Source organism: Enterobacter sp. MG-EB028 (genome assembly GCF_056673305.1).
The window spans coordinates 623,410-650,399 of sequence record NZ_CP195079.1; the positions used below are offsets into that span (position 1 = coordinate 623,410).

General features: G+C 58.4%; 24 protein-coding genes. 3 read left to right on the top strand and 21 right to left on the bottom strand.

What is annotated here, in order from left to right; genetic code table 11:
* Positions 1-168 precede the first annotated feature (168 nt).
* Positions 169-1,527, top strand: a complete 1,359-nt coding sequence (locus tag ACR42C_RS02895; RefSeq protein WP_479984724.1) for an esterase-like activity of phytase family protein — start codon at positions 169-171, stop codon at positions 1,525-1,527.
* Positions 1,528-1,599: 72 nt separating this feature from the next.
* On the opposite strand, the gene ACR42C_RS02900 is transcribed toward ACR42C_RS02895, so the two are convergent.
* The 15 genes from ACR42C_RS02900 to hpaG form a co-directional block, all read right to left on the bottom strand.
* Positions 1,600-3,447, bottom strand: coding sequence for a 3'-5' exonuclease (locus ACR42C_RS02900; RefSeq protein ID WP_479984725.1), 1,848 nt, complete (start codon positions 3,445-3,447; stop codon positions 1,600-1,602).
* Between the two features lie 184 nt (positions 3,448-3,631).
* Complete coding sequence (gene yjiA / locus ACR42C_RS02905) at positions 3,632-4,585, bottom strand: GTPase (protein WP_479984726.1); 954 nt, start codon at positions 4,583-4,585, stop codon at positions 3,632-3,634.
* A gap of 10 nt (positions 4,586-4,595) precedes the next feature.
* A complete protein-coding gene (locus ACR42C_RS02910; RefSeq protein ID WP_003856610.1) occupies positions 4,596-4,799 on the bottom strand; it encodes a YbdD/YjiX family protein in 204 nt (67 codons plus the stop codon).
* Between the two features lie 111 nt (positions 4,800-4,910).
* Complete coding sequence (locus tag ACR42C_RS02915) at positions 4,911-7,064, bottom strand: carbon starvation CstA family protein (protein WP_061099346.1); 2,154 nt, start codon at positions 7,062-7,064, stop codon at positions 4,911-4,913.
* 190 nt (positions 7,065-7,254) lie between these two features.
* The gene (locus tag ACR42C_RS02920) at positions 7,255-8,172 is read right to left on the bottom strand and encodes a helix-turn-helix transcriptional regulator (RefSeq protein ID WP_302219284.1); all 918 of its coding nucleotides are present in this window, start codon (positions 8,170-8,172) and stop codon (positions 7,255-7,257) included.
* Between the two features lie 178 nt (positions 8,173-8,350).
* Positions 8,351-8,863, bottom strand: a complete 513-nt coding sequence (locus ACR42C_RS02925) for a 4-hydroxyphenylacetate 3-monooxygenase reductase subunit (RefSeq protein ID WP_479984727.1) — start codon at positions 8,861-8,863, stop codon at positions 8,351-8,353.
* Between the two features lie 17 nt (positions 8,864-8,880).
* Positions 8,881-10,443, bottom strand: a complete 1,563-nt coding sequence (gene hpaB, locus ACR42C_RS02930; protein ID WP_014168483.1) for a 4-hydroxyphenylacetate 3-monooxygenase, oxygenase component — start codon at positions 10,441-10,443, stop codon at positions 8,881-8,883.
* 212 nt (positions 10,444-10,655) lie between these two features.
* A complete protein-coding gene (hpaA, locus tag ACR42C_RS02935) occupies positions 10,656-11,561 on the bottom strand; it encodes a 4-hydroxyphenylacetate catabolism regulatory protein HpaA (protein ID WP_316379750.1) in 906 nt (301 codons plus the stop codon).
* Complete coding sequence (gene hpaX / locus ACR42C_RS02940) at positions 11,533-12,876, bottom strand: 4-hydroxyphenylacetate permease (protein ID WP_479984728.1); 1,344 nt, start codon at positions 12,874-12,876, stop codon at positions 11,533-11,535. The genes hpaA and hpaX overlap by 29 nt, the downstream gene beginning before the upstream one ends.
* Before the next feature lie 21 nt (positions 12,877-12,897).
* Entirely contained in the window at positions 12,898-13,692 is a 795-nt protein-coding gene (gene hpaI / locus ACR42C_RS02945) for a 4-hydroxy-2-oxoheptanedioate aldolase (protein WP_479984729.1), read from the bottom strand.
* A 10-nt stretch (positions 13,693-13,702) separates the two neighbouring features.
* Complete coding sequence (hpaH, locus tag ACR42C_RS02950; RefSeq protein ID WP_326432046.1) at positions 13,703-14,506, bottom strand: 2-oxo-hept-4-ene-1,7-dioate hydratase; 804 nt, start codon at positions 14,504-14,506, stop codon at positions 13,703-13,705.
* A gap of 131 nt (positions 14,507-14,637) precedes the next feature.
* Positions 14,638-15,018 (bottom strand): 5-carboxymethyl-2-hydroxymuconate Delta-isomerase, encoded by a 381-nt coding sequence (locus tag ACR42C_RS02955; protein WP_192981915.1) that lies wholly within the window; start codon positions 15,016-15,018, stop codon positions 14,638-14,640.
* Between the two features lie 9 nt (positions 15,019-15,027).
* Positions 15,028-15,879: a 3,4-dihydroxyphenylacetate 2,3-dioxygenase gene (hpaD, locus tag ACR42C_RS02960; protein WP_116342619.1), complete on the bottom strand. Its 852-nt coding sequence runs from the start codon at positions 15,877-15,879 to the stop codon at positions 15,028-15,030.
* A 2-nt stretch (positions 15,880-15,881) separates the two neighbouring features.
* The gene (gene hpaE / locus ACR42C_RS02965; protein ID WP_479984730.1) at positions 15,882-17,348 is read right to left on the bottom strand and encodes a 5-carboxymethyl-2-hydroxymuconate semialdehyde dehydrogenase; all 1,467 of its coding nucleotides are present in this window, start codon (positions 17,346-17,348) and stop codon (positions 15,882-15,884) included.
* Complete coding sequence (gene hpaG / locus ACR42C_RS02970; protein WP_479984731.1) at positions 17,345-18,622, bottom strand: 4-hydroxyphenylacetate degradation bifunctional isomerase/decarboxylase; 1,278 nt, start codon at positions 18,620-18,622, stop codon at positions 17,345-17,347. The genes hpaE and hpaG overlap by 4 nt, the downstream gene beginning before the upstream one ends.
* Before the next feature lie 271 nt (positions 18,623-18,893).
* Here hpaG and hpaR point away from each other — a divergent pair, with 271 nt between their 5' ends.
* Entirely contained in the window at positions 18,894-19,334 is a 441-nt protein-coding gene (gene hpaR, locus ACR42C_RS02975; protein WP_479984732.1) for a homoprotocatechuate degradation operon regulator HpaR, read from the top strand.
* An 83-nt stretch (positions 19,335-19,417) separates the two neighbouring features.
* Complete coding sequence (gene tsr, locus ACR42C_RS02980; protein ID WP_479984733.1) at positions 19,418-21,082, top strand: methyl-accepting chemotaxis protein; 1,665 nt, start codon at positions 19,418-19,420, stop codon at positions 21,080-21,082.
* Between the two features lie 90 nt (positions 21,083-21,172).
* Here tsr and ACR42C_RS02985 read toward each other — a convergent pair whose 3' ends face one another.
* From ACR42C_RS02985 to ACR42C_RS03010, 6 genes are all read right to left on the bottom strand, one after another.
* On the bottom strand, positions 21,173-21,679 hold the full coding sequence (locus ACR42C_RS02985) for a GNAT family N-acetyltransferase (RefSeq protein ID WP_479984734.1): 507 nt from the start codon (positions 21,677-21,679) through the stop codon (positions 21,173-21,175).
* Between the two features lie 29 nt (positions 21,680-21,708).
* Positions 21,709-22,182 (bottom strand): hypothetical protein, encoded by a 474-nt coding sequence (locus tag ACR42C_RS02990; RefSeq protein ID WP_316379745.1) that lies wholly within the window; start codon positions 22,180-22,182, stop codon positions 21,709-21,711.
* Position 22,183: 1 nt separating this feature from the next.
* The gene (locus tag ACR42C_RS02995; RefSeq protein ID WP_479984735.1) at positions 22,184-22,924 is read right to left on the bottom strand and encodes a winged helix-turn-helix domain-containing protein; all 741 of its coding nucleotides are present in this window, start codon (positions 22,922-22,924) and stop codon (positions 22,184-22,186) included.
* 128 nt (positions 22,925-23,052) lie between these two features.
* Positions 23,053-24,009: a Csu type fimbrial protein gene (locus ACR42C_RS03000; protein ID WP_116342347.1), complete on the bottom strand. Its 957-nt coding sequence runs from the start codon at positions 24,007-24,009 to the stop codon at positions 23,053-23,055.
* The gene (locus ACR42C_RS03005) at positions 24,000-26,291 is read right to left on the bottom strand and encodes a fimbria/pilus outer membrane usher protein (RefSeq protein WP_479984736.1); all 2,292 of its coding nucleotides are present in this window, start codon (positions 26,289-26,291) and stop codon (positions 24,000-24,002) included. Before ACR42C_RS03005 ends, ACR42C_RS03000 begins: the two co-directional genes overlap by 10 nt.
* Positions 26,212-26,988, bottom strand: a complete 777-nt coding sequence (locus ACR42C_RS03010; RefSeq protein ID WP_166710038.1) for a fimbria/pilus periplasmic chaperone — start codon at positions 26,986-26,988, stop codon at positions 26,212-26,214. Before ACR42C_RS03010 ends, ACR42C_RS03005 begins: the two co-directional genes overlap by 80 nt.
* Positions 26,989-26,990: the final 2 nt, after the last annotated feature.

Genomic DNA, 26,990 nt, shown 5'->3' on the forward strand with positions numbered 1-26,990 from the left:
GGATTCTAATAATTTCCAATTCCATTTCTAAAATCACATAAAAAAACAATTTTTTACATCTTTGTGGTCAATATTCGTTCAGATGCCCGGCCACGTTTTCGTTCTATGTCATTTTTCTGACACGTTTGTTCATTACGTTGTGGGCTTCACTTTCTGGATACTAACAATATGAAAAGAAAAATTATTCCTGTGCTTATCGGTTGTGCGCTCTCTTTCTCTGGCCTGGCGGCACAGCCCACGGCGGAGCGCTATGTCGTCAGCTTCCCTGACGGCTCACACGTAAAATACAGCGGCGCGTTTGCTGACGCGTTTCCGAATGGACTCCCGGTGGGGATTGGTTCTGGCCTGCTGTTTACGGGCAAGCAGGGCGATGCCCTTACCTTCGCGACCGTGACCGATCGCGGTCCCAACGCCGATGCGCCCAAAATGGGCAAAAACGAAGCCAAAATTTTTGTCACTCCGGATTTCGCGCCGCTACTGATGACTATCCGCGTTCAGAACGGCAAAGCTGAGGCAACGGATGCCCGCCCGCTGCATGATGATAAAGGCGAGATTAACGGCCTGCCGCTGCAAAGCGGCGTGATTGGCTCCACCAATGAAGTAGCGTTCAGCGATACCCTCAAAATTCTGAAGGGTGACAACCGCGGTCTGGACACGGAAGGCATCACCCCGGACGGCAAAGGCGGCTTCTGGCTGTGCGACGAGTATGGCCCGTTCCTGATTAACGTCGACAGCAAAGGGAAAATTCTGGCGATCCACGGGCCGCAGGCCGCGGAAGGGGAAAAATCCATCGCGGGCGGTCTGCCAAACGTTATCAAATGGCGCCAGCCGAACCGTGGCTTTGAAGGCCTGACCCGGATGCCGGACGGGCGTATTATCGCCGCCGTGCAAAGCACGCTGGATATCGACGGTAAGAGCAAAAAGCAGGCATTGTTTACGCGTCTGGTCAGCTTCGACCCGGCGACCGGGAAAACGGCGATGTACGGCTACCCCATCGACAGCGCGGCCTACAGCAAAAACAGCGATGCTAAAATCGGCGACATCGTGGCACTGGATGACCAGCACATCCTGCTGATTGAGCAGGGTGAGGATAAAAACGACGCGATGCGTAACCTTATCTACAAGGTGGATCTGAGCAAGGCGAGCGACCTGACCACCTTCGACAAGCCGGGCGAGTACCCGGAGTTTGATGATGAGAAAACCCTGGCGCAGCGCGGCATTACCCTTGCTGCAAAAACGCAGGTCGTCGATCTGCGCGCGCTGGGCTGGCAGCAGGAGAAAGCTGAAGGGCTGGCGCTGATCGACAGCAAACGGCTTGCGGTGGCGAACGATAACGACTTTGGCGTGAAGGTGGCGATGCAGCACCCGGTCGAGGGCAAAAAGCTCAAGGATTATCGGGTGAACGCGGAAGGCAAGCTTACGCTGGATGATAAACCGGTGGAAACCACGCTCAGCGTGAAGCCGCTGAAGAAGCCGGAATCGGACAGCGAGCTGTGGATTGTGACGCTGCCGGAGGCGTTGAAATAATACCAGGCGTTACCCCTCACCCTAACCCTCTCCCCGCAGGGGAGAGGGGATTGTTCGGTGCTTACTGGACAGCTAGACCGTCTTAACGCTCTTTTCCCAGGTCTCGACCAGATGATCGCGCAGACTTCCGGTTCCGTGCATGGTCACCAGAAGATTCTGGCGCGCGCGGGTAAATCCAACATACAGTCGCTTAATATCGTCGCTCAGATCTTCTTCATTCCTTTCCTTTGCGGCATCCATAATGGCGACCGATTGAAATTCAAGACCCTTACTGCTTGGCAGCGGCATTACGCAGAGGAAATCATTCTGTGGTGACCAGTGTTTTTTATCATCGCTGGAGACAATCATCTGGTAGGGGATCTTGCGGGCTTCGAGCCTTGGTCCGAGCATACCCGAAATGCTGTAAGTTGAGGGGCAGAGTATGGCGATTTCCGACCAGGCAACACCCTGTTGTCGCTGCTCAGTGACCCAATCGAGAACGCGTGTAATTTCCTCGTCCTGATTATCAAAGCTTGCCAGCGCCGGATAGTTTCCGGACAGTCCACCTGCGGCGGGCAGCTGGTATTTGAGGGAATCTTCAATGTGATTATTGAGATAATTAAAAGCAATACTGCTGGCAAAATGGAGTATTTGCCGGGTGTTGCGATAATTGGTATCCAGAATAGTGGTGCGGCCCTGCGCCTTTATATCGACGCTGGACAGGGTAAAATCGAGAGCTTTCTTTTTCTGATAGATTGACTGAGCGTCATCGTAGAGGAAAAGCAGGGAGCTATCTTTATCGTCCGGCATCTTAGCGAGGATTCTTAGCCATTCCGGCTTAAAATCATGTCCTTCATCTATCAAAACGGCGCTGTACTGTTCTGGTTTGATAATGCCCTCTTCAAATGCCACCGTCAGCGCATTTTCCATTAGCTCAATAAAATTTTTGCCCCTGGGGGGAAGTCGTCGATGCGCGTTTAATTGCTGGTAGCACCAGGCATGAAAATGGATAACCTCGACAGGAAGCCTCAGGCTGTGCTGTTCGAGCTGCGCTTTGAGCTTTTTGGCCAGCGTAATGTTGTAGCAAATCACCAGTATCGGTTTGGTGTTTTCTATATTGTTGGCAAGCTCGATGCAGCGGTGATACAAAATGAGCGTTTTGCCTGATCCTGCCACACCATGAATGACCCGGTGTCCCGTCCCCATACTTCTGGCGAGTTGTTCCTGGTTCCTGTCCATCATGCATACCACATCAGGGGTGTGGAACGTAAAATTATCCAGGTCAACCCGCGTGACCGATGGGTTAATGCGGACATCGGGATAAAGATGCCATCGGATGCGGTCGAGCTGCTGTGGTGTTGTGTGATGAACGAAGTGGTGTTTGAGAAGGGATTCGAGCCGGGCGGAGATTTGTTCTCGGGTCATAAACTCGGTCAGTTCATCTTTGCAAATCACCTGGCTGGTGGGCAATATTTCTTCTAACGCTTCGGGGGTAAAACTCTTTTCCAGCTGTGCCCGGGTGATGTTGCTCAAATAAACACCGTATCCATACGGCATAATAAAGCTGCCTTCATAATCCCCTTGTTGTTGACGAAGCAGAGGATCGTTTTTCAGACTGTCAATGGTGTTAAAGGTATATTGTCGAACCTGTTCGAGTGGGTTTTTCAACGGCTCAACGCCGTTTTTGGTTTCATAGTGAATATGCGTTTTGTTGGCCGACTTTATTTTTGTGACAAACCAGTCTTTGACTTCTATAAACAGCAAACCTTTTTCGGGGGCGAGAATCACAAAGTCGGGATGCTCTTGCTTATCGCCCATTCGGGTATCATACCAGCAGGTACACTGTTCGCTGAGGCCCCCCTCCAGGAGTCTTGCCAGCCTTTTTTCTCCAGCCGTGATCTTCTCGCTACAGCTGCTGATTGTGGGAATAATGAGTGCCATGTGATGTCTACCAATTCATGAATAGTATAACTCTGCGCAATTAATATTGTCGTAAATATTAATCTAAGCAGGATTTCATTATTGTTAAGGACATTAACAGACAATATTGCAAACAGAAAGAGTGAAGCGCGGAATTTGCTTTAGGGGAACGCGCTCCCTTTCAGGATTATAAGGGAGCGATTGTTTATTTTTTCAGACCCGCAAACGCTGCCCGGATTTCTTCTTCCGGCAGCTGTATGCCAATAAACACCATCACGCTGTGCGGCGCTTCATCGCCCCACGGGCGATCCCAGTCGGCGCTGTACAGGCGCTGTACGCCCTGGAACAGCAGGCGGTTCGGCTCGCCGTCTATCCACAGCATCCCTTTGTAGCGCAGCAGCTTGTCGGCAAACGACAGCAGCAGGTTTTCCATCACGCGGGAGACCTCGCTCATGTCCACCGGGTAGTCCAGCTCCACCACAATCGACGCCACGTCGTTTTGCTTGTCGGACATAAAGTGGAAGCGCTGTTTCGCGGTGACGTTCTCCTCCAGCATAAAGCCGTTGGTGTTGAACAGCTGAGACAGATCGATGTCGCCATGCGTCACCGTGTAAATCGGCGCGCGGGAATTAATGCGCGTCAGCCGTTCGCGCAGTTTTTCGCTGTCGCCCGCCACGTCGGTTTTGGTCAGCAGGATGCGGTCGGCGTAGCCCACCTGAGACTGGGCGATGGTGAACTGGTTCATCTGCTCGTCGGCGTGAACCGCATCCACCAGGGCAATCACGCCGTCCAGCAGGTAGCGTTGGCAAAGAATCTCATGGGAGAAAAAGGTCTGAATGATCGGGCCGGGGTCGGCCATGCCGGTGCACTCGATCACCAGGCGGTCAAAGTCGATGTCGCCGCGATCGCGGCTGTCGAGCAGGTCCAGCAGGGCGTCTTCGAGCTCGTTAGAGCGGGTGCAGCAGATGCAGCCGTTGGTCAGGGTTTTGATCTGGGTGGCGCGATCGCCAATCAGCTGATCGTCTACCGAGACTTCGCCAAATTCATTTTCGATGACGGCGATTCTGAAGCCGTGCTGCTCGTTCAGGATGTGGCGCAGCAGGGTGGTTTTACCGGCGCCGAGGAAACCGGTCAGCAGGGTAACGGCAATCGGGGTCATGGTCTCTCCTTTAGCAGCAGCGGACGCCGCCTTCTCCACTTCCGCCGTAGCGCGCTTCCTGACGCTCGCGGAAGAATTCGGTGTAGGTCATGTACGGCTTGTCCGGATGATTGGTCTTCATATGCTCAACGTAGTTGTCATAGTCCGGAATGCCAATCAGCATTTTCGCCGCCTGACCGAGGTATTTTTTCGCTTCGCCTAAGTTACCAAACATTGTGGGGTCCAGACAGGAAAAGCCCCTCACCCCGGCCCTCTCCCCAAGGGGGAGAGGGTGTATAAAGTTTCCTCTCCCCTTTGGGGAGAGGGTTAGGGTGAGGGGGGATGATTAATGGTGCGAAGAGGTTTTCACGCCGCCTTCCGGTACCGGCACGTACGGGGTTTCTTTATCCGTACGGCCTTCGGTGTTGCGCACTTTCATCCAGGTTTTGATGCCGTAGAAGATAATGCTGTACACCACCACCAGGAACAGAATGCTCAGACCCGCGTTGGTGTAGTTGTTCACCACGATATGGTTCATGTTGGCAATCTGCTGGGCGGTCAGATCCGCGCCGCCTGCGGCAATCTTCTCTTTGTACTGGTTAGCCATGAAGAAGAAGCCTTCCAGTTGCGGGTTGGTGCTGAACAGCTTCAGGCCCAGCGCCCAGGTGGTGCAGAGCAGCAGCCACAGCGCAGGAACAACCGTTACCCAGATGTATTTGGTGCGTTTCATCTTCACGAGGACCACGGTACCGAGCACCAGAGCAACGGCTGCGAGCATCTGGTTAGAGATACCGAACAGCGGCCACAGGCTCTTCACGCCGCCGAGCGGGTCGACAACGCCCTGATACAGCAGATAACCCCACAGACCTACGCAGCCGGCAGTACCCAGAACACCTGCTACCAGAGAGTCGGTTTTCTTCAGGAACGGCACGAAGTTGCCGAGCAGATCCTGCAGCATAAAGCGGCCCGCACGGGTACCTGCATCCAGCGCGGTGAGGATGAACAGCGCTTCAAACAGAATACCGAAGTGGTACCAGAAGCCCATGTCCGCCCACGGCAGCACTTTGTGGAATACGTGTGCGATACCCACTGCCAGCGTCGGTGCACCGCCTGCACGGTTCAGCACGGACGGCTCGCCGATGTCTTTCGCGGTCTGCATGATCTGCTCAGGCGAAATCACGAAGCCCCAGGAGCTGACGGTCGCCGCCGCATGTGCGCTGGCCTCTTTCAGCTGCGCCATGATCAGCGCGGTATTTTCGCCACCCATCTCGTGCAGGTTTGGCATGGTGATGCCCAGACCCGCCGGCGGGGTGTTCATCGCGAAGTACAGACCTGGCTCGATGATAGACGCCGCGACCAGCGCCATAATCGCCACGAAGGACTCCATCAGCATTGCGCCGTAACCGATGAAGCGCGCGTCAGTTTCGTTGGCCATCAGCTTCGGCGTGGTGCCGGAGGAGATCAGCGCGTGGAAGCCAGACACGGCACCGCAGGCGATGGTGATAAACAGGAACGGGAACAGGGCGCCTTTCCACAGCGGACCGGTGCCGTCAATGTACTGCGTCACCGCCGGCATTTTCAGCTCAGGGTTGATGATCACAATCCCGATCGCCAGCCCGACGATCACGCCGATTTTCAGGAAGGTCGCCAGGTAGTCGCGCGGAGCCAGAATCAGCCACACCGGCAGCAGGGCGGAAACGAACGCGTAACCGATCAGCGCGAAGGTGATGGTGGTGTCTTTGAAGGTCAGCGCCGGGCCCCAGTACGGGTCGTGCGCAATCACGCCGCCGAAGTAGATGGAGGCGACCAGCAGCACGATACCGATGACCGACACTTCACCCACGCGGCCCGGGCGCAGGAAGCGCATGTAGATGCCCATGAACAACGCAATCGGTACGGTAGAGCAGACGGTGAAGACGCCCCACGGACTTTCGGCCAGCGCTTTCACCACGATCAGCGCCAGCACCGCCAGGATGATGATCATAATCAGGAAGCAGCCGAAGAGAGCGATCGTGCCCGGCACGCGGCCCATCTCTTCTTTGATCATCTCGCCCAGCGACGAGCCGTTACGGCGCGAGGAGATAAACAGCACCATAAAGTCCTGCACCGCCCCCGCCAGCACCACGCCCGCCAGCAGCCAGAGCGTACCCGGCAGGTAGCCCATCTGCGCGGCCAGCACAGGGCCGACCAGCGGGCCAGCGCCTGCAATGGCGGCAAAGTGGTGACCAAACAGCACGTAGCGGTTGGTTGGCACGTAGTTCAGGCCGTCGTTGTTAATGACCGCCGGGGTGGCGCGCGTCGGGTCGAGCTTCATGACCTTCTGCGCGATGTACAAGCTGTAGTAGCGATAAGCCACAAGATAGACGGAGACAGACGCGACCACGATCCACAGGGCGCTTACGTGTTCGCCCCGGCGCAATGCGACAACCGCCAGACAGAAAGCACCGAGGATCCCGAGTAAGGCCCAGGGCACGTGCTTAAGTAGTTTTTTAGTATCCATAGTAAGACCTGGTTTTTTATGTAATGAAAAAAGGGTCAGGGTTCGTTGTGAGGAGGTATTGATAATGCTGGAGCGATCGTGCCAGATCCGCGCGCGCGTAAAGGGCGGTAAATGCGTGAGTGGTTGAAAGTGACGGGTGAGCGGTCAAAGAACGCGGCGAGTGGTTAAGGCTCGCCGCTGGCGGGGGAAATTATGTGATTGAGATCACGTGGTTTTCCGGGCTGCGCTCCATCGACAGATAGTTTTCCAGCGTCTTGATGAGCTTCTCCTTCAGCCAGCTCGGCTCCAGGATCTGAATATTCGGCAGCCAGTAGAACAGCAGCGGCAGGATCTGGTTTTCGTGTGCCGCCTGGCAGCGAAGCGTGACGCCGCCGCGTTGTTGCTCCAGCAGCTCTTGTTCCGGCAGGAGATCGCGGCGCAGGAAGTAATGTGAAATATTATCCTTAATGAATATTTTCACGGTGAAAGTAGTTTCAGAAACCCACGGGTCGAGGCTTTTTTCCAGCAATGCCCGCACATTTTCATCAGGGGTAAAAACGTTTTTTTGAATATCAAACCAGCTAATCTGGCTTAATGAAAAGGATTTCAACCGGCTATTTTCGGTAGCTTGTAAATACCATATATTTTTTTTGTTAATGAGTTTATAGGGATTAATCAGACGGGTTTTACCCTTATAAACGATCTGACAGACATTATGGTTCTTAATCGATTTCTCGATTTTTGCTAAATGGCGGCGGATATCACGCTGTACCGTGTGCTCTGCGTCATTACCGAGGATGAGAATATGGTTTTCGTCGACGCGCGCCTCCAGCTTTTGCCAGAAGTCCGTATTTCTTTCAGGGAAAAAATTATCGGCATTCAGGAAGTTAGCCAGAGCGTGATGTAATCCCTGCCCGCCGGGAGATTGGGCGGAGTGGATCAGCCGATATAGCCCGTTACCGGTATGTTCAACAATGGGCGAGAGCGCATTTAAATCCCGGTAGACGGTACGCTCGGTAATTTTAAATTTCTCCATTAGCGCACTGCGGTTTACCACGCCGTGTAAATGTAGCTCAAGGAGAATATCGACCAGACGTTCAGCCGAGCGGCTCCGCGTCGTTTTAGCCATAAGGTCTTCCTGTATATTGGGTATGCGCTGAACAATGCAAAAAGCACTGACCGGAGATGTCAGTATTCAGGCACAGAAAATTTCTCTTATGGATATATAACGGCGTGATTTAGTGGAAACCTTAGGAATTTTTGTAGAAAGCGGCGCTGGCCCGAAAAAAGGCCAGCGCGAGGGGGGATCACACGGCGGCTTCCGCCTCCATCATGACCGGATGGAAACGACGCCTGAAGTAGATCAGGCCGTGTCCCGCGTCACTCAGGATGATGTTTTTCACTTCGACAAGATAAACCAGATGCGTGCCGATGGTTTGCACCTGGGTAATCTCGCCTTCGAGGCTGGCCAGCGCACCTTTCAGCACCGGCTGCGCCAGCGGGCCTTTCTGCCAGCAGGAGAGGGCGAAGCGCTCCTCCATTGTCATGCCGGTCATGCCGGCGAAGTGGCGGGCCATGATCTCCTGCTCGTGGTTCAGCACGTTAACGCACAGCCTGCCGTTGCCCTGAAAGACCGGGTTCATGGCGCTGTTGGCGTTGATGCACACCATCACCGACGGCGGGGTATCCGTCACCGAGCAGACGGCGGTGGCGGTAATGCCGCAGCGTCCGGCGTCGCCTTCGGTGGTGACCACATTGACCGCCGCCGACAGGCTGCTCATTGCGTCGCGAAAACGCAGGCGTTGTTCATCTAAATGCATTGCAACCTCCCGCTGCGCTATTTCAGCAGCTTGTCGAGCATGTTGATATCGCTGTTGTTGTGCAGGTGCGGCACCGTCCAGCCGTGCTGGTCGTATTCGGACATGCAGCGGTCGACCATCGCCATCATTTTGTCCATGTTGCCGGAGCTCTGCGCCTGACGCAGGCACTGCAGGCGGATCTCATCCTGGCTGCCGGAGTAGTTGATTTCGTACAGCTCGTGGCGGCCGCCAAACTCACTGCCGATGGCGTCCCACATCAGTTTTAAAATCTTGATGCGTTCGACGTGGTCCATACCGTTGGAGCCGCGCACGTATTTCGCCAGATACTGGTCGATCTGCGGGTTGTTCAGATCCCGGGCGCTGGACGGCAGGTAGATCAGCCCGGACGTCACGTTACGCTCGATGATGTTCTTGATCTTCGCGTAGGCCATCGGGGCCATGACGCGGTAGGTTTGCAGCGCGGCGTGATCCGGCAGATACGCGCCGTTTACCCACGGGGTGGCTTCGGAACACATGGAGTCGCTCAGCGCCCAGAACATATTGCGCCAGGCCACCACTTCGCCGAGATCCGCCTGTACGCCGCGGAACTCCAGGGTACCGGTGCACTCCAGGGATTTCTTCAGCAGGGCAGTGATGAAGTCGAGCTTCACCGCCAGGCGCACGCAGGCCTGCAGCGGGTACATGCGTGCAAAGCCGCCCTCCATCGTCCAGCGACGGCAGCGGTCGAAATCGCGGTAGATCAGCACGTTTTCCCACGGGATCAGCACGTGATCCATCACCAGAATCGCGTCGTTCTCATCGAAGCGGCTGGAGAGCGGGTAGTCGTACGGGGAGCCGGTAGCGCCTGCCACCATCTCGTAAGAGGCGCGGGAGATCAGCTTCACGCCTTCGGCATCCATCGGCGCGACGAACATCAGCGCGAAGTCCGGGTTTTCACCCATCACCTGCGCGGAGCCGAAGCCGATCATGTTGTAGTGGGTCAGCGCCGAGTTGGTTGCCACCACTTTCGCACCGCTGACGATAATCCCGGCGTCGGTCTCTTTCTCCAGCTTGATGTAGACGTCTTTCACCTCGTCCGCAGGCTTGTGGCGGTCGATCGGCGGGTTAACGATGGCGTGGTTGAAGTACAGGCCGGTTTCCTGAATGCGGGTGTACCAGTTGCGGGCGTTCTGCTCGAACTGGCCGTAGAAGGCCGGGTTGGCGCCGAGCGCGCAGCCGAACGCGGCCTTGTAGTCCGGCGTACGTCCCATCCAGCCGTAGCTCAGGCGCGACCACTCAGCGATGGCGTCGCGCTGCTGGCGAAGGTCGTCGGCGCTTTTCGCCACGCGGAAAAACTTGTGGGTATAGCCGCCGCTGCCGGTGTCGGTGCCCCAGCAGAGCGTGTCCTGCATGTCCGGCTTGTGCAGGGCGTCGTACATCTGCGCGATGGAGGCCGCCGCGTTGCGAAACGCCGGATGGGTGGTGACGTCTTTGACGCGCTCGCCGTAGATATAAATCTCACGACCGTCCTGCAGGCTTTTTAAATACTCTTCGCCGGTTAACGGACGTTTGGCGTCTGCGCGAAAATCTTCAGGCTTCATAGGGACCTCGTATCGGAATTGGGTTGTTAAATTTATGTTTTGTTTTTGTTGTTTAATTGAAGCCTGAGAGGGGCGAGACGTGAAGGGACGATTGGGACAACGGCGGGTACTTTTCGGGCGGGATTGGGATTTGTGATCGTTGTCCCCTCACCCCGGCCCTCTCCCCAAAGGGGCGAGGGTGTAATCGTTCCCTCTCCCCTTTGGGGAGAGGGTTAGGGTGAGGGGAAAGGTTTTACCGGTACTTTCTGCGCCCGATACGCGCTCGGTGAGCACCCCACTAATCGGTTAAAAAACCGGGCAAAATAGGCAGGATCCTTAAACCCCAGCTGCCAGGCAATCTCGCTGACCGCGCTGTCGGAGAAGAGCAGCAGCCGTCTGGCTTCGCGCAGCTGGCGGTCGAAGATCAGCCGCTTCGGCGGGCGGTTGGCAAAGCGGCGGCAGATATCGGTCAGGCGGGATTCGGTGAGGTGCAGCTCGCCAGCGTATTCCGGCACCGTCCAGTGCTGGTGGTAGTGCGCATCAATCAGCTGGGTAAAGCGCTGGAACAGCTTCAGCTCGCCGCGCATACCGCCCGAAGCGTGGTCGTCGAGCTTTGCGTTGCGCAGCAGCAGGGTAAAGACCGCCTGCGCCAGCAGGACCAGCGTGTGCTCGCGCCCCGGCAGCTGTTCCGTGGATTCCCGGGCAATCAGCTGCCAGTAATGCTTCAGCGCCGCCAGCTCGTCCGGCCTGTCGGCCAGCGAGAGGCAGATCCCCGGCAGGCCGAAGGCTTCCCGGGTGCCGGGGTAGAGCACCTCCAGCAGCGGCCAGATCAGATCTTCGCGTACCGTCAGCACGTGGCCGTCGCTGTCGGATTCGGTGATAAACGCGTGCGGCACCGACGGCGGCGTGAGGACAAACAGCGGGGCCTGCACCGAGTAGCGGTGATCGTCGAGCTGGAGCTCAATTTGCCCGGTATCGAGAAAGTGCATCTGAAAATACTGATCATGACGATGCGCCTGCATGTCGCGGCCAAAAAAGGCCGCCATGCGGGCGAACGACTGGTAGTGCACATCGTCGGTGCCCAGACTTTCGTCGTACTCCTTGCTGATATCAATGTTGGCGATAGGGCTCTGGCACATGCTCGTTCCTCTGTTGATCCCGCTGCGTCATCGGAATGCGCGTCAGCACCAGCGCGCCGACCACCAGCAGCCCGGCCACAAACCACAGCCCGGAGCTGAAGCTGCCGGTCGCGTCGCGCAGGATCCCAATCAGCAATGGGCTGACGGCGGATCCGACGTTGCCGATGGCGTTGATCACCGCCAGCGCCACCGCGCGGGACTGCAGGCTAATAACCTGGTCCGGCGTGGTCCAGAATATCGCCATGGCGGTAAAGGATCCGGTTGAGGCCATAATGATGCCAAGCAGCTGGATCAGGCTGTGATCGGTGGCCGAGGCCAGCATCCATCCCGCCGCGGCGAACAGGTACGGCAGGATGGTGTGCTTTTTTCGCTCTTTCAGCCTGTCGGAGCGGCGGCTCCACCAGATCATCCCGAGGATGGTGCAAAACTGCGGGATCGCCGCCAGCAGACCGATGACGATGTTGCTGCTGCCCGTGTTGAAGCTTTGCAGGATCTGTGGCGTCCAGATGTTAATGGCGCTCAGGGTGTTGGTCAGGCAGAAGTAGGCCAGCGTGTAGAGCAGTACCGCAGGCGTCAGCACCTCGCTCAGCGTCGATCGCGGTGTGACGGATTGGGCAATGGCGATCTCCTGCTCGCGGGCGATCATCGCTTTCAGCGCCTGCTTTTCGTCATCGTCCAGCCAGGTGGCCTGATCCGGCGTGTCGTTGAGGTAAAACCAGGTCACCACGCCGAGCACCACCGACGGCAGCCCCTCCAGCAGGAACAGCCACTGCCAGCCCTTCAGGTTCCATAGCCCGTCCATCGCCAGAATGTAGCCGGAGAGGATCGAGCCAAGCATCATGGTCACCGGCATGGCGATCATAAACAGCGCGTTGGCGCGGGCGCGGTGATAGGCCGGGAACCACCAGGTGAGATAGACCAGGATCCCCGGCAGGAAGCCAGCTTCGGCGATGCCCACCAGCATGCGCAGGACGTAGAGCGTTTCGGGGCTGGTGGCGAACATGGTGCAGGTGGAGGCGATGCCCCACACCACCATGATCCCGGCGATCCAGCGGCGCGCGCCGATTTTCGCCAGCATGATGTTGCTCGGGATCCCGCACAGCACGTAGGTGACGTAAAACAGCGTCGCGGCCAGGCCAAACATGGTCGACGTAAGGCCCAGATCTTTACCCATCGTCAGCCCGGCAAAGCCGATGTTGATGCGATCGAGAAACGAGAAAACAAACAGGATAAAGAGAAACACGATCAAACGACGGAACAGCTTATTTATTGCGCGATGTTCTACATCTTTATTATGCAGGGTTGAGGTCGTCATGTTGCGCTCCACATCGTACGTTTAGTAGACGGATTTATTGTTATCAACTGCTGTGGTGACGTCGGTAAAGCGGGCCGCCAGCACTTCGGCGCTGCGGGCGAGCAGGGTGGTATCCACACCGACCGCCACAAACAATGCGCCGAGGCCGAGATAGCGTTTCGCCAGCTGTTCATTCGCCATCAGGATGCCGGGCGCTTTGCCCGCGCTGAGGATCTGCGCGATCGCCTGCTCGATGGCGGCCTGCACCTCCGGGTGCTGCGGATTGCCGGCAAAGCCCATGTCGGCGCTCAGATCCGCCGGGCCGATAAACACGCCGTCGACGCCTTCCACGTCCAGGATCTGCGGCAGGTTTTTCAGCGCCTCGCGGGTTTCGATCTGCACCAGCACGCACATGGCGTCGTTAGCCTGATGCAGGTAATCCGGGATGCGGTTCCAGCGCGAGGCGCGCGCCAGGGCGCTGCCGACGCCGCGGATGCCCGCAGGCGGGTAGCGGGTGGCGCTTACCGCCAGCCGCGCCTCGTCAGCGTTTTGCACCATCGGCACCAGCAGGGTTTGCGCGCCTATGTCCAGCAGCTGCTTGATCTGCACCGGATCGTTCCACGACGGGCGCACCACCGGCTGGCTGGGATAAGGGGCGATAGCCTGAAGCTGAGTCAGGATGGTCTGCACGCTGTTCGGCGCGTGCTCGCCGTCGATCAGCAGCCAGTCAAAACCGGCCCCGGCCATCAGCTCGGCGCTGTAGCTGCTGGTCAGCCCCAGCCATAAACCGATTTGCGGGCGGCCCGCCTTCAGCGCCGCTTTGAATGCGTTTTGCATGGTCGCCTCCTTACACAAAGCGACAGCTGATGGAGCCCATGTTGCCGTAGTCAACATGGAAGGTGTCGCCTCTGCTGGCGGCAACCGGACGGGTAAACGAGCCGCCGAGGATGATTTGTCCGGGCTCAAGCTGCACGTCGTACGGCGCGAGCTTGTTCGCCAGCCACGCCACGCCGTTCGCCGGGTGGTTAAGCACGCCAGCGGCGACGCCGGTCTCTTCGATCACGCCGTTGCGGTAGAGCAGGGCGGAGATCCAGCGCAGATCCAGCGCGTCGGGCTTAATCGGACGACCGCCGAGGATCACCCCGGCGTTGGCGGCGTTGTCGGAGATGGTGTCGAACACCTTGCGCGGGCGCTGGGTCTCCGGATCAACGTTGTGGCAGCGGGCGTCGATCAGCTCCAGGGCGGGAATGACGTAATCCGTGGCGTTGTAGACGTCGAAGATCGTGCAGTCCGGGCCGCGCAGCGGTTTTGCCAGCACGAAGGCCAGCTCCACTTCGATACGCGGGACGATAAAGCGATCGACGGGAATGTCGCTGCCGTCGAGGAAGAACATGTCGTCCAGCAGCGCGCCGTAGTCCGGCTCGCTAATCTGCGAGCTGGCCTGCATCGCTTTCGAGGTGAGGCCAATCTTGTGGCCTTTCAGCACGCGGCCCTCGGCAATTTTCAGGCTCACCCATTCGCGCTGTACGGCGTAGGCGTCTTCGATGGTGATCTCCGGGTACTCCAGCGAGATCGCGCGGATCTGCTCCCGGGACTGTTCCGCCTGATGCAGGCGGTGGGCGATCAGGGTATGGGTATGTTTGTCGAGCATGGCGATATCCTGTTATACGTTTGTTTTCTCCCTCTCCCCGTGGGAGAGGGACGGGGTGAGGGCATCAGGCCGCAGAGATTTGCCCTCACCCTAACCCTCTCCCAAAGGGAGAGGGGACAGTCCGTGCGGTATTACTTAAACAACGCGTGCACGTTGTTCTGCTTAAAATTCAGCGTCGGGTGCAGCTCGTCGAGCTCGAACGACAGCGCCAGATAGCGGCTCGCCATCAGATCTGCAAAATGCGTTTTGATCAGTGCAAACAGCATCTCCCCCACGGCTTCCCGGCTCTCAAGACTGCGCCCGGCGCCGATTTTCAGCGTCATATGCACAAAGGCGTAATCGTGCTTGCCGTCGGCCATCTGCCAGGTATCCAGCCAGTGGGCGCGACTGCGGATACCGCCGATGGGGAAGATGCCCGTGGCGGCGAGTGCCTCGTTCACTTTGGCGAACAGCCCCGGCAGGTCGGCCTGCTCGCGGATGTTGTCGGTACATTCGGCAATAAAGTGCGGCATGGTGGCTCCTTACGCGGGCAGCGGGAAAACGGCGTTAACCTGGCCGGTGCCGGAGCTGGCGAACAGCTCGGTGAGGAACTCCACCCTGCCGTCGTATTTGTCCCAGCCGAGCATCCCCAGCAGCATCACCGTGTCGTGCATGTTGCCCTCGCCGTAGCAGTAGTCGGCGTACTCCGGCAGCATGCTGCAGAATTCTTTGAACTGGCCTTCGCGCCACAGCTTCACCACGCGCTCGTCCATCTGGCGGTCGAACTCGCGGGTGTAGCTGTTCATTCCCTCTTCCGCGCGCTGGTCGTCGATAAAGCGGTGCGACAGCGAGCCGCTGGCGAGCACCGCCACGGTGCCGTCGTATTTCTCGATGGCGCTGACGATGGCCTCGCCCAGCCGGCGGCTGTCGGCGAAGTCGTGAACCGTGCAGAACGCCGAGATGGAGACCACTTTGAAGTGCTTATCCGCGTTCATGTAGCGCATCGGCACCAGCGTGCCGTACTCCAGCTTGAGGCTCGGGATGTTGTGCGCTTTGGCGCGCACGCCCAGCTTCACCGCCTCGTCGGCAATCAGCTGGCCGAGCGCCGGGTTGCCGTCGTAGTCGTAGGTCATGTCGCGGATAAAGTGCGGCAGCTCGTTGCTGGTGTAGACGCCCGAGAAATGGTCCGCACAGTTAATGTGGTACGCGCTGTTCACCAGCCAGTGGGTGTCGAACACGATGATGGTGTCCACGCCCAGCTCGCGGCAGCGCTTGCTGATTTCTTTATGTCCGTCGATGGCCGACTGTCGGCAGCCGTGGTTTTTGCCCGGCAGCTCGGAGAGGTACATCGACGGCACGTGGGTGATTTTTGCCGCTAACGCCAGTTTACCCATGATCAGATCCCCCATTTTGGAATCGGGTGGTCGCCCATCGAGATGCAGACGTTCTTCATCTCGGCGAACACTTCGAAGCTGTACTCGCCGCCCTCGCGGCCGGTGCCGGATGCCTTCACGCCGCCAAACGGCTGGCGCAGGTCGCGCACGTTCTGGGTGTTGACGAAAACCATCCCCGCTTCGATGCTGCGCGCCAGGCGCAGCACTTTGCTGACGTCCTGGGTCCAGATGTACGACGCCAGGCCGTACTCCACGTCGTTGGCCAGGCGCAGGCCCTCCGCTTCGTCCTTAAACGGCAGCAGGCAGGCCACCGGCCCGAAGATTTCCTCCTGCGCCACGCGCATGCGGTTGTCGACGTCCGCCAGCACCGTCGGGCGCAGGAAGTTGCCGCCTTTCAGGTGCGCGGGCAGATCGGTCGGTTTGTCCGGGCCGCCCGCCAGCAGGGTTGCACCCTCTTCAATGCCGAGGCGGATATAGCCGGAGACTTTCTCCCAGTGTTGCTGGCTGATGAGCGCGCCAACCTGGGTATTCGGATCGTTTGGATCCCCAACGCGCAGGCGGTTGGCGCGCTCGGCAAAGCGCTTGACGAACTCCGGGTAGATGCTCTGCTGAATGAAGATGCGCGAGCCCGCGGTGCAGCGCTCGCCGTTGATCGAGAAGATGGTGAACAGGGCGGCGTCCAGCGCGCGCTCGATGTCGGCATCTTCAAAAATCAGCACCGGGGATTTGCCGCCCAGCTCCATGGAGTATTTCTTCAGCCCGGCGTTTTTCATGATGTTGCGCCCGGTGGCGGTGCCGCCGGTGAAGGAGACAGCGCGCACGTCGTGGTGGCGCACCAGCGCGTCGCCTGCCGTTGCGCCGTAGCCCTGCACCACGTTCAGCACGCCCGCCGGAATGCCCGCCTCCAGCGCCAGCTCGCCCAGACGGTCGGCGGTTAGCGGGGAGAGTTCAGACATCTTCAGCACCGCGGTGTTTCCGAGTGCCAGGCACGGCGCGACCTTCCAGGTGGCGGTCATAAACGGCACGTTCCACGGCGACACCAGCGCGCAGACGCCCACCGGCTGCACCAGGGTGTAGTTGAGCATCTTGTCGTCAACCGGGTAGGTTTTGCCGTTCATCTGCTGGCACACCTCGGCGAAGAACTCGAAGTTGTGCGAGGCGCGCGGAATGAGCACGTTTTTGGTCTGGTGGATCGGCAGGCCGGTGTCGGCTGTTTCCATCGCGGCGATCTCAGGCACGTTTTGGTCGATCAGATCCCCCAGGCGACGCATCAGGCGCGCGCGCTCCTTCATCGGCAGGTTAGCCCACTTCGGGAATGCCTCTTTGGCGGCGGCGACGGCCTGGTGAATTTCAGCTTCTCCGCCGGAGGCGACTTCTGCTAATACCTCGCCGGAGGCCGGGTTGGTGGTGTGGAAGTACTCGCTTCCGGCGACGTTTTTACCGTTGATCCAGTGGTTAATCTTTTTCATTTTGCAGTCTCCTCGCTGACAATCCGGTTTACCAGGCGGCCTACGCCTTCCACTTCCACCACCACTTCATCCCCCGGCACCACGTCTGACAGCCCTTTTGGCGTGCCGGTGGCAATCATGTCGCCCGGCTGCAGGGTCATAAAATCGCTCAGGTACGCGATCAGGAACGGGATGCTGAAAATGAGATCGGCGGTGGTCCCTTCCTGACGCAGCTCGCCGTTGACGAAGGTGCGAAGACGAAGGTTGTGCGGGTCGGGGATGGCCGCTTTCGGCACGATGTTCGGGCTAATGGGCGTAAGCCCGTCGCGGCTTTTGACCCGCAAGTTCGGGCGGTAGTAGTTTTCCAGGTAGTCGCGGATGGCGTAGTCGTTGCAGACCGTATAGCCCGCAACATACTCCATCGCCTCGGCTTCGCTGACCTTACGCGCGGTTTTACCGATGACCACCACCAGCTCCGCTTCGTAATGCATGTATTCGATATTGTTCGGGCGCACCGAGGTCTGGCCGTCGCCATTAAAGGTGTTTGGCGCTTTGATAAACACCAGCGGCTCGGTGGGGGGCTTGAAGTCCAGCTCGCTGGCGTGGTCGGCATAGTTCAGGCCGAGGGCAAACAGCGTGGCCTGCGGCGGCGTGCTGTGCGCAATAATGACGTTGCGCTCATCCACCACCGGGTTTTCCAGCGGCGGAAACCCTTCCGCCAGAATACGCACGCGATCCCCCGGGCGGATCTCAACGCGGCTTTGCGGGGTGCCGAGCAATATTGCATCGCCGGGATTAAGGGTGGCGAACTCGCTCAGGGCGCTCAGCAGTTCGGCGGCGTTGCGCTGAAGATCGGCCGTGTTCCAGTGGTCCGCTTCGCGGCCGTTGATCTCGGTGATAATGGTCAGGTTGTCTACGTTATCAACGGCGACAGGTTCGCCGAGCGGGCAAAATCCGTCCCGGCATTTGGCCTTGATGGCCGGGCGGTAGAAGCTCTCCTCCGGCAGGCTCACCTCGTTAGCCAGCGCATACCCCGCGATGTATTCCGCGGCCTCCTCCACGCGCACCCTGCTGGCGGTTTTACCCACCACCATTGCCACCGTCGCGCCGCTCAGCACCGTTTCCCCCTGCGGGAAGGGGATCGGTTCGCCCGCGCGAATCACGGTGTTATGCGGTTTGATAAACCACACCGGCGTTTTCGGCGGCGTGTTGTAGGGGGCTTTTTCAAATGCCTCACGCCAGGCTTCACGCTGGCTGTGATGGTTCAGCGCGACGGCAAAAACGGTACCTTTCATTCACATACTCCTTACCCCGACGGCCCGGGTTATGATTTCATTAATATATTAATGATCTGGTTTTATGCTTTTGCTGTTCATTTCGCAATCAGAAGTGAAGAATTTGTGATATGAATAACAATAAATTTACATATTGATTTTTATGTCTATTAAAATCATATTGTTAAATAAATTGACTGGTTTCTGTTAGACTTTTTGACGGAAAACGTGTTGTTTATAAAAACATCTTTTATGGATTGTTTACTTGTTAATGATGCAAAGGGGAGAGGCTATGCATGATTCATTAACCATCGCGCTATTGCAGGCGCGGGAAGCGGCGATGTCCTACTTCCGACCGATTGTGAAGCGCCATAACCTCACCGAGCAGCAGTGGCGCATCGTGCGCGTGCTGGCTGAGCATCTGTCGATGGATTTTCACGACCTGGCGTTTCGCACCTGCATTTTGCGCCCGAGCCTGACCGGCATTCTGACGCGCATGGAGCGCGACGGCCTGGTGCTGCGCTTAAAGCCGGTGAACGACCAGCGCAAGCTGTACGTGTCGCTGACCAAAGAGGGTAATGCGCTGTACGAGCACGCCCAGGCGCAGGTGGAAGAGGCGTATCAGCAGATTGAGGCGGAATACACGCCGGAGAAGATGAAGCAGCTGACGGCGCTGCTGGAAGAGTTTATTGAACTCGGAAACCGCCATAACGCAGCGCGGGAAGAAGAGTAAAAACCACAAATTCCAGGATGATTTTCGTAAAGTTTTCCCTTTCCAGGCCGAAAATTCTGTATCTGTCTGAGGAAAGAGAAAACATGTTAAACCGTATCAAGATTGTCACCAGCTTAATGCTGGTTTTAGCTATATTTGGCCTGTTACAACTCACATCCGGTGGTCTTTTCTTTAATGCTCTGAAGAATGACAAAGAGAATTTCACCGTCCTGCAAACCATTCGTCAGCAACAATCCACCCTGAACGGGAGCTGGGTTGCGCTGCTGCAAACCCGTAATACCCTTAACCGCGCGGGCATCCGCTACATGATGGATCAGAGCAATATCGGCAGCGGCGCGACCGTTAACGATCTGATGCAAATTGCGTCTGCCTCGCTGAAACAGGCGGAAAAAAACTGGGCTGACTATGAAGCCCTGCCGCGCGACCCGCGTCAAAGCGACGCCGCTGCGCTGGAGATTAAGCGTAACTACGATATCTACCACGGTGCGCTGGCAGAGCTGATTCAGCTGCTGGGGGCAGGTAAAATCAACGCCTTCTTCGACCAGCCGACCCAGAGCTACCAGGATGGTTTTGAGAAGCAGTACGTGAGCTACCTGCAGCAGAACGACAAGCTGTACCAGATGGCGGTTGAAGACAGCAACAGCTCCTTCAGCCAGGCGATCTGGGTGTTGATAAGCGTGCTGGTTGCCGTGCTGGTGGTGATCGTGGCTGTCTGGCTGGGTATCAAGCAGGCGCTGCTCTCTCCGCTGACGCGTCTGATCGACAATATTCGCCATATCGCCAGCGGCGACCTGGTGAAGCGCATTGACGTGGAAGGGTCCAACGAGATGGGTGAACTGGCTGACTCGCTGCGTCATATGCAGAGTGAGCTGGTGCGTACCGTGGGCGACGTGCGTAACGGCGCGAATGCGATCTACAGCGGCGCGAGCGAAATCGCGATGGGCAATAACGATCTCTCTTCCCGTACTGAACAGCAGGCCGCTTCCCTGGAAGAGACCGCTGCCAGCATGGAGCAGCTGACGGCGACCGTTAAGCAGAACGCCGAGAACGCCCGTCAGGCGAGCCATCTGGCGCTGAGCGCGTCTGAAACCGCGCAAAAAGGCGGTAAAGTGGTGGACAACGTGGTGCAAACCATGCGAGACATTGCCGGTAGTTCACAGAAGATTGCCGACATTATCAGCGTGATCGACGGCATTGCCTTCCAGACCAACATCCTGGCACTGAACGCGGCGGTAGAAGCGGCGCGTGCGGGCGAGCAGGGCCGTGGTTTTGCGGTGGTGGCAGGGGAAGTGCGTAACCTGGCCCAGCGCAGCGCCCAGGCAGCTCGTGAAATTAAGAGCCTGATTGAAGACTCTGTGGGCCGCGTGGAAGTGGGCTCAACGCTGGTAGAAAGCGCCGGTGAAACCATGGGTGAGATCGTGAACGCGGTGACCCGCGTGACCGACATCATGGGCGAGATTGCGTCTGCCTCTGACGAGCAGAGCCGCGGTATCGACCAGGTGGGTCTGGCGGTAGCAGAGATGGACCGCGTGACCCAGCAGAACGCCTCGCTGGTGGAAGAGTCTGCCGCAGCGGCGGCGGCGCTGGAAGAGCAGGCGAGCCGCCTGACGCAGGCCGTGGCGGTGTTCCGCATTCAGCAGGAGCAGATGAAGGCGCGCGAGTTTGCTGCCGCGAAAAGCGTTGCCGCGCCGGTGATATCGCGTAAGGCCGCGACGGCGGACGCGGGCGATAACTGGGAAACGTTCTAATCCTGCGCGTTGTGCCGGGTGGCGGCTGCGCCTTACCCGGCCTACGGAAAGGTGTTGTAGGCCCGGTAAGCGAAGCGCCACCGGGCGATATCAAAGCGGCAGACGCATGGCGCAGCGTGAGTTATACGCTAAGCCGTGCGCTGCTTCTTCTTCACGTTTTTCAAGCAGTTCAGGCGTGAGTTCAGTGACGTATTCAAACCCCAGCTTTGCATAGAAGGGCGCATTCCACGGAACGTCCCGGAACGTCGTCAGTGTCAGCGATGTCAGTCCCACTTTGCGGGCATGGTCAGCCGCACGGGCGATGAGCTGCCGGCCGATCCCGTTTCCCTGCCAGGCCAGATCAACCGAGAGCTCCACAATAAACAGTGACGAAGGGTGTGCCTCTGCAAGGAGAAACCCCACGGGACGCTCGTTCGCCAGCGCCAGCCAGCTTAGCCCCCGTTCGGCATAGCCGAGGTGCTGTTCAGCGGAAATGACCTCACCCTCGGCAAGCCAGGCGAGATCCGGGTCGTCACGAAAACGTTCGCCCGCCGCGCGTTCAAGGGCGGGCAGGGCGGCAACGTCGTCGCAGGTGGTGGGGCGAATGTAAATGTTCATGGCGGGAAGTATAGCCTGACCTTCCGACATTATTCCGAGCAGACCAGCACCGGCGAGTAAAAGTTGCTAATCACCAGCGCATCATGCGGCGTGCGCTCTATCGTCAGGAGCCTTTTTTTCCCCAGCGTCAGGCCTGCCACGTATTTTTCAAATACGCCGGGCGGCATCGCATCGTGGCTAAAACGCTCCACTTTTTGAATGATGATTTCATAGAGTTCCCCCTCCACGTGCCGCCACTTAAACATCTCCTGCCGCGACACTTCCCAATTTTGCGGGGCGTTCTCGACGTTGCCGTTTAGGGTGATGTACCCGGTTTTGTCGGGGTGGAACCGCATAATGATCTCCCCATCAAACGTGAAATCATGATTGTCGCGTCTGTCGGAGAAGGTCAGGTTACCGTCGCAGGCCACCGCCAGCGGGGGCGTGTAGAAGTACCACGCCAGCGCGGCGCCGATGAGCATCAGGTTAAAGATCAGAATGAGCCAAATTTTTATCTGTCGCATATCACCACTCGTAATAGTAAAGCGTACGGCAGGCGCTCGCTTTATCCCGCGTGAGGGAACACTGGGAAAGCACCAGCCGTCCTTCGTGGCCGTAAAAAAGCGTTCTCTGGATGTGCATATAGAAAATGGAATTTTGCAGACACGGGAGATGGCCGTCCTGCTGAAGGGTTTGCGCCAGGGCAATCGCCTTCTCGTGAAACACATCCGCCAGCGGCGTAAAGGTGTAGACCGGACAGGTGCCGATATGGGTCAGCAGATGGATCTCCCGCTGCGGGTTTACTGGTTTGATCGCCGTTATCCAGAGGCACAGCGTTACGATCGCCAGAGTAAGCGCGCCGCAGAACAACCGTTCCGGTCGAGCGCGCCATGCCGGTTTCGCCATTTTGGCGGCCGGGGGCGCTTCCTCCTGGGGCGTTACCGTGACGTCGGCGCTGAGCATAAAGCCCGTCTTAGGGACCGTGACGATAAACAGCGCGTCGGGAAGCAGGCTTGCCAGCATTTTGCGCAAAATACTGATGTACTGGTTTAACGAGTTGTTCGATCCCTGGAGCCCTCGCCGATCCCAGACCTCATGGAGAAAGGTGTCCCGTTCAATCACGTTGCCATGATGCTGGACCAGCAGCTTCAGGATGGTATTGGCCGTGCAGGTGAGGATCTGCGCATCCTCATCCGGCGCATTGATAAGAGAAACAGAACCGTCCTCGTCGTTGTAGACGATGGCGTCAGCAAGCAGATATTTCATAAGTTGTTGTAAAACAGACAGAGATAATGAAAAAAAAGAGAAGGTGTTTACATCTTCTAAGCAGAGATGCTGGCTATTTTAACGCCATTGTTACCGATAACATTGATCCAGACGGTTTTTTGAGTGGTTTAATAAGTCAGCGTAATTATCACGTCGTCAATAAATTCCCCCGTACCGCTCAGAGGCTGGGCCGGGACTTCTCCGTAAACGGTGAAGCTTTGGGTGCCGCCTGCGGGATGGGTGACGACCAGCGCATCCCCGCTGCGCGAATCGCCCCAGCGTTGCGTGGCAGCGGCATCCTGCCAGAGCGCATAGCGCAGGCATTGGCCTTCGTCGTTGCAAAGCTGCCGCTGATTGCCGCTGGCATGGTTGCCGTTGCCCATGGCAAGGGTAAACGCCGTGCCGGCCGGACATCGCGTGGTGAGTGTTGCCGTGGAACGCGTCGGGTGCAGCGTGGCGGTGCTGCTCAGCGTGCCGAAGTTAAGCGGGGTGACGCGTTCTATGTAGCACCCTTGGCTGATTTCGGCCTGCGCGCTGGTGCCGCCCTGCACCTGCTCGCCCTCCGCGGAGCCGTCCGAGCAATTTTGCAACGCATCCTGACGGGGGGCGCTGTGCCAGGCGATGCGCAGATTCATGTTGTAGTTGTAATAGTGGTACGCCGGCAGTTGGTTTTGCCCCGGCGGGAGGGTGGCGATAAGCGGAAAGCTACCGCTGATGCTGGTATTGCTTTGTGCAGTCAGGGTCTGCTGAATGAGATCCCCGCCGCTGGCGGGGCCCAGCTCCTGAGAGCGCGCGACGCCGTTAAGCAGGCGGAAGAGCAGGGTGTACTGTTTCCCCTCCTGGTCCCCGTTCGAGAGCATCTGAAAGGGTGGAGCATCAATGCTGCTCAGGCAGACGTTGATATATTCCATCGTGCCGTTATTGTCGGCCTGACAGCTAAATTTAACCTCGGTGTTGGTCGAGGCGGCATTTCCCGCCACGACGCTGCCAAAGTTGATGGCGGCGGGTGAGGTTATCCAGCACGCTGCCGCCATCGCCTTCATGGACAGCACGAGCAGCAGCAATAACGGTGTTTTTAATGACACAGTTGTTCTCCAATATTCTGTATTGATGACGCGGTGCGCGGGGCCGGAAGCGTGACCCGACACTCCCCCTCGCCGGTTTTCACCACCAGTTCACCCGGCAGGGGCGGATCTTCAAGCCAGATAAAACCGTCGCGTCCGACGATGGTCGCGCCGCGTGGCGTTGAAACGATGCTGCCCAGCGGGAGCGGCTTGTGGCGGCTGTCGACCAGCCGGGCCTGAACCGTCACGGCGTGATGGACATTAAAATCGACCTTTACCGCGCTGCCGTTGCCCGGTCTGGCATCCATGTCGGTGACGGGGGCCATAACATCGGCAGGGAGATCCAGCGGATTGATGCTGACCTTGCTGCTGTGGTATTGCGGCAGGTCGGTCAGCAGCAGATAGCCGTTTTCATCGGTTTCGCCTGCAGGGCGGTTTTCCAGCATTACCGGCACGTGTCCAACGCCGTGGGTGGAGACCAGCGCCAGACCCTGTTGGCTGTAGCGCAGGGCATGAAGGCTGCCATCCAGCAGCGTCAGGCTGCCTTCGGCTGAGGCGTACTGGTTGCCCAGCTTAGCGCCTTGCTCCAGCCCGACGTGCCACTCGCCTGCATGACCCAGATAGCCCACGTCCGCATAGGTATCCCGGCGCTCACCAACGCTTTGTCCCAGCTGCCATGACCAGCCGCCGAGCCGATCGTCCGGCTGGTGGCGATAATCCATGCGTGATGTCTCGCGGCTGGTCTGAACGGAGAGAGTATCCGCACGGCCTAACGGGACCGAAAGCATAAGCTGAACGTTACTCGACGCATCCGTAAACGAACGGGTATAGCTCAGCGTGGTGGAGAGATGGGCCGGCAGCGAGACGGACCAGGAGGCGTTGAGGTAGCGCTGTTTGTTGCCCTGAATGTTTTGCTGTACCCAGCCTGCGCCTACGGTACCAAAATGAGGAACGGAGTGGCTTAGCCAGACGCTATCGCTGCGTCTGACCGGCAGGGCGCCGATCGTGCGGGCGTTATCGGCAAAATTGGCATCAGTACGGACGGTGCTGGCAGAGAAGCCCGTCCCGCTGCCGTTCCATTGCCAGCCAAGGCCCCACTGTTTTCCCTGGCCATAAGGGCTGTCGCTCAGGGCAACATGCTGGCTAACAATCCCGATGTCGGGCGAGATCAGCCAGTCGACGCCTGTCCCGACATTGCGCAGTTTGCTCTGCTGTTCCGTGTGCAGCGCCAGCGTCAGCCGGTTACTTACCCCATAGCGCCAGCCCGCGTCGAGCACGGGATCGGGGGCATAGTCATTCGATCGCAGGGCGTAGTTTTGCCGCATCCAGCCGATATCCAGCGAGCCGCTGCTGAGCCCTTCCGCCAGCATCCCCGGTGCGCCGTAGAGATCGAGCTGTACGGTGCGACGCTGACCGTTGATGTCGGTAATGACCACCTGCGCCTGTCCGCTTCCGGTGAAGGAGGGTAGGGTATCCAGCAGAAAATCCCCCGGTGTCACGTGCTCGCTGCTCTGCTTAAGCCCGTCGATGTAAAGATCGACCGTTGAAGGCAGGACGGCAGTGTCGCTGTAGCGGCTGCGCGGTTCGGTGTTGAGCTGCGGATTAAGCTCAAAATTCCGCGCCCAGTGCAGGCCGCCAAAACGTACCTGCCGGCTCCAGCGGGTGCCCGTGGTGATGTTGTCGCCCAGCGCCAGGCTGGTCAGCGAGTCTGCGTTGTCCCACTGCCAGCGGGTTTCAAGACGCGTGTGGCTGGGCCGCCCAGCGCTGTTTTCCTCCCCCGCATGGCTTGAAAAGCTGCTGCTGAAGGTGCCGGGAAGCGCCCCGGATGCGGTCAACGAGGTCTGCGCGTTAAGCTGGCGGTTCCCCTGAGAGTCGCTGGCATAAAGGGCATACCCGAGCGTAAACGCGCTGATGGGCTGCGCCTCGGGATAGCGATACTGCGCGGTCGGCCTCTCGATAGTCAGGCGCTGCTGGCCGTCGAGCGCCTCTGCGTCGGCGGTAAGGGAGACCTGCTGAGCGTGTAAGTCGAGACTGACCTTCAGGCCAGGCAGGGACGTCAGTTCAACCCATTCGCTGTGGTCATCCGGGGCGCGAAGCCCCAGCTTTTTGAGGTCGCCGCGGTCAATCCACAGCGCCTCACCCACGACCCGGCAGGCCCACAGCTCCCCTCGAGGAGCGTGATTCACCGTGATGGCCAGCCATTGTACGGTGTCGGCGGCGGGTTCAACCCGGGCTGACAGCGTGAGCGGTAGCCAAAGCAGGAGCGCGAGTAGCGAGCGGGCGCAGGGGGATCTGGCTGGCATGGTGTTCATCATTGAGATAGGCGCGCAGTGCGCTGAGCGTGTGGTGTGAAGCCTGCTTAAGTGTCACAAGCGCGGTCTGTCCCGGTAGCACATAGCCCGCCAGCCCTTTCACCGATCCCACAACCTGCCCGCTGGCCGTCAGGGCCTGCAGGTGGCTCAGGCGAATATGGCTGTTCCCGGCGTTATAGCAGCGGATCGTTCCCGGGGGCTCCGCCTGTTCGCAGCTCAGGGCATCGCGGCTAACGGGCATATTCTGGTTTCCGGCAATAAAGACGGGAATCGAGTAGCGCAGCAGAAAGTGCACCGCGTTGGGGTTGGCCGCACGGGACGTTTCATCCGGCAGCTCATCAATGACCAGGCGGTAACTTTGCTCCTGTTCACGGATGCCGGGCTCCATAACGATGATGCGCACCAGCTGCTGCTGGCCCGGGGCCAGAGAGGTCATCGCCGGGCTACTGACCACCTCGTCGGTGGCCGTTAACACATCTTTGCCGTTTTGCTGGGTCCATTCGTAAACCCGTATCTGAGCATGGATGGCCGCTTTGCCGCTGTTCGTGAGGTAAACCGCGGATGCTCTTTGACCGCTCTGGAGATCGAGCGTCACGGGGGCCACCTGAAGCGTGGCGGCCAGCGCGTAGCGAGACAGCAGCGTCAGCATCAGGAGCCACAGAATGAAGCAGGGAAGACAGCGCCGCATGA

Bases quoted from the DNA above. Each gene is read 5' to 3' on its own strand.
- ACR42C_RS02895 (WP_479984724.1), top strand. From the start codon at position 169: ATGAAAAGAAAAATTATTCCTGTGCTTATCGGTTGTGCGCTCTCTTTC.
- ACR42C_RS02900 (WP_479984725.1), bottom strand. From the start codon at position 3,447: ATGGCACTCATTATTCCCACAATCAGCAGCTGTAGCGAGAAGATCACG.
- yjiA (WP_479984726.1), bottom strand. From the start codon at position 4,585: ATGACCCCGATTGCCGTTACCCTGCTGACCGGTTTCCTCGGCGCCGGT.
- ACR42C_RS02910 (WP_003856610.1), bottom strand. From the start codon at position 4,799: ATGTTTGGTAACTTAGGCGAAGCGAAAAAATACCTCGGTCAGGCGGCG.
- ACR42C_RS02915 (WP_061099346.1), bottom strand. From the start codon at position 7,064: ATGGATACTAAAAAACTACTTAAGCACGTGCCCTGGGCCTTACTCGGG.
- ACR42C_RS02920 (WP_302219284.1), bottom strand. From the start codon at position 8,172: ATGGCTAAAACGACGCGGAGCCGCTCGGCTGAACGTCTGGTCGATATT.
- ACR42C_RS02925 (WP_479984727.1), bottom strand. From the start codon at position 8,863: ATGCATTTAGATGAACAACGCCTGCGTTTTCGCGACGCAATGAGCAGC.
- hpaB (WP_014168483.1), bottom strand. From the start codon at position 10,443: ATGAAGCCTGAAGATTTTCGCGCAGACGCCAAACGTCCGTTAACCGGC.
- hpaA (WP_316379750.1), bottom strand. From the start codon at position 11,561: ATGTGCCAGAGCCCTATCGCCAACATTGATATCAGCAAGGAGTACGAC.
- hpaX (WP_479984728.1), bottom strand. From the start codon at position 12,876: ATGACGACCTCAACCCTGCATAATAAAGATGTAGAACATCGCGCAATA.
- hpaI (WP_479984729.1), bottom strand. From the start codon at position 13,692: ATGCAAAACGCATTCAAAGCGGCGCTGAAGGCGGGCCGCCCGCAAATC.
- hpaH (WP_326432046.1), bottom strand. From the start codon at position 14,506: ATGCTCGACAAACATACCCATACCCTGATCGCCCACCGCCTGCATCAG.
- ACR42C_RS02955 (WP_192981915.1), bottom strand. From the start codon at position 15,018: ATGCCGCACTTTATTGCCGAATGTACCGACAACATCCGCGAGCAGGCC.
- hpaD (WP_116342619.1), bottom strand. From the start codon at position 15,879: ATGGGTAAACTGGCGTTAGCGGCAAAAATCACCCACGTGCCGTCGATG.
- hpaE (WP_479984730.1), bottom strand. From the start codon at position 17,348: ATGAAAAAGATTAACCACTGGATCAACGGTAAAAACGTCGCCGGAAGC.
- hpaG (WP_479984731.1), bottom strand. From the start codon at position 18,622: ATGAAAGGTACCGTTTTTGCCGTCGCGCTGAACCATCACAGCCAGCGT.
- hpaR (WP_479984732.1), top strand. From the start codon at position 18,894: ATGCATGATTCATTAACCATCGCGCTATTGCAGGCGCGGGAAGCGGCG.
- tsr (WP_479984733.1), top strand. From the start codon at position 19,418: ATGTTAAACCGTATCAAGATTGTCACCAGCTTAATGCTGGTTTTAGCT.
- ACR42C_RS02985 (WP_479984734.1), bottom strand. From the start codon at position 21,679: ATGAACATTTACATTCGCCCCACCACCTGCGACGACGTTGCCGCCCTG.
- ACR42C_RS02990 (WP_316379745.1), bottom strand. From the start codon at position 22,182: ATGCGACAGATAAAAATTTGGCTCATTCTGATCTTTAACCTGATGCTC.
- ACR42C_RS02995 (WP_479984735.1), bottom strand. From the start codon at position 22,924: ATGAAATATCTGCTTGCTGACGCCATCGTCTACAACGACGAGGACGGT.
- ACR42C_RS03005 (WP_479984736.1), bottom strand. From the start codon at position 26,291: ATGCCAGCCAGATCCCCCTGCGCCCGCTCGCTACTCGCGCTCCTGCTT.
- ACR42C_RS03010 (WP_166710038.1), bottom strand. From the start codon at position 26,988: ATGCGGCGCTGTCTTCCCTGCTTCATTCTGTGGCTCCTGATGCTGACG.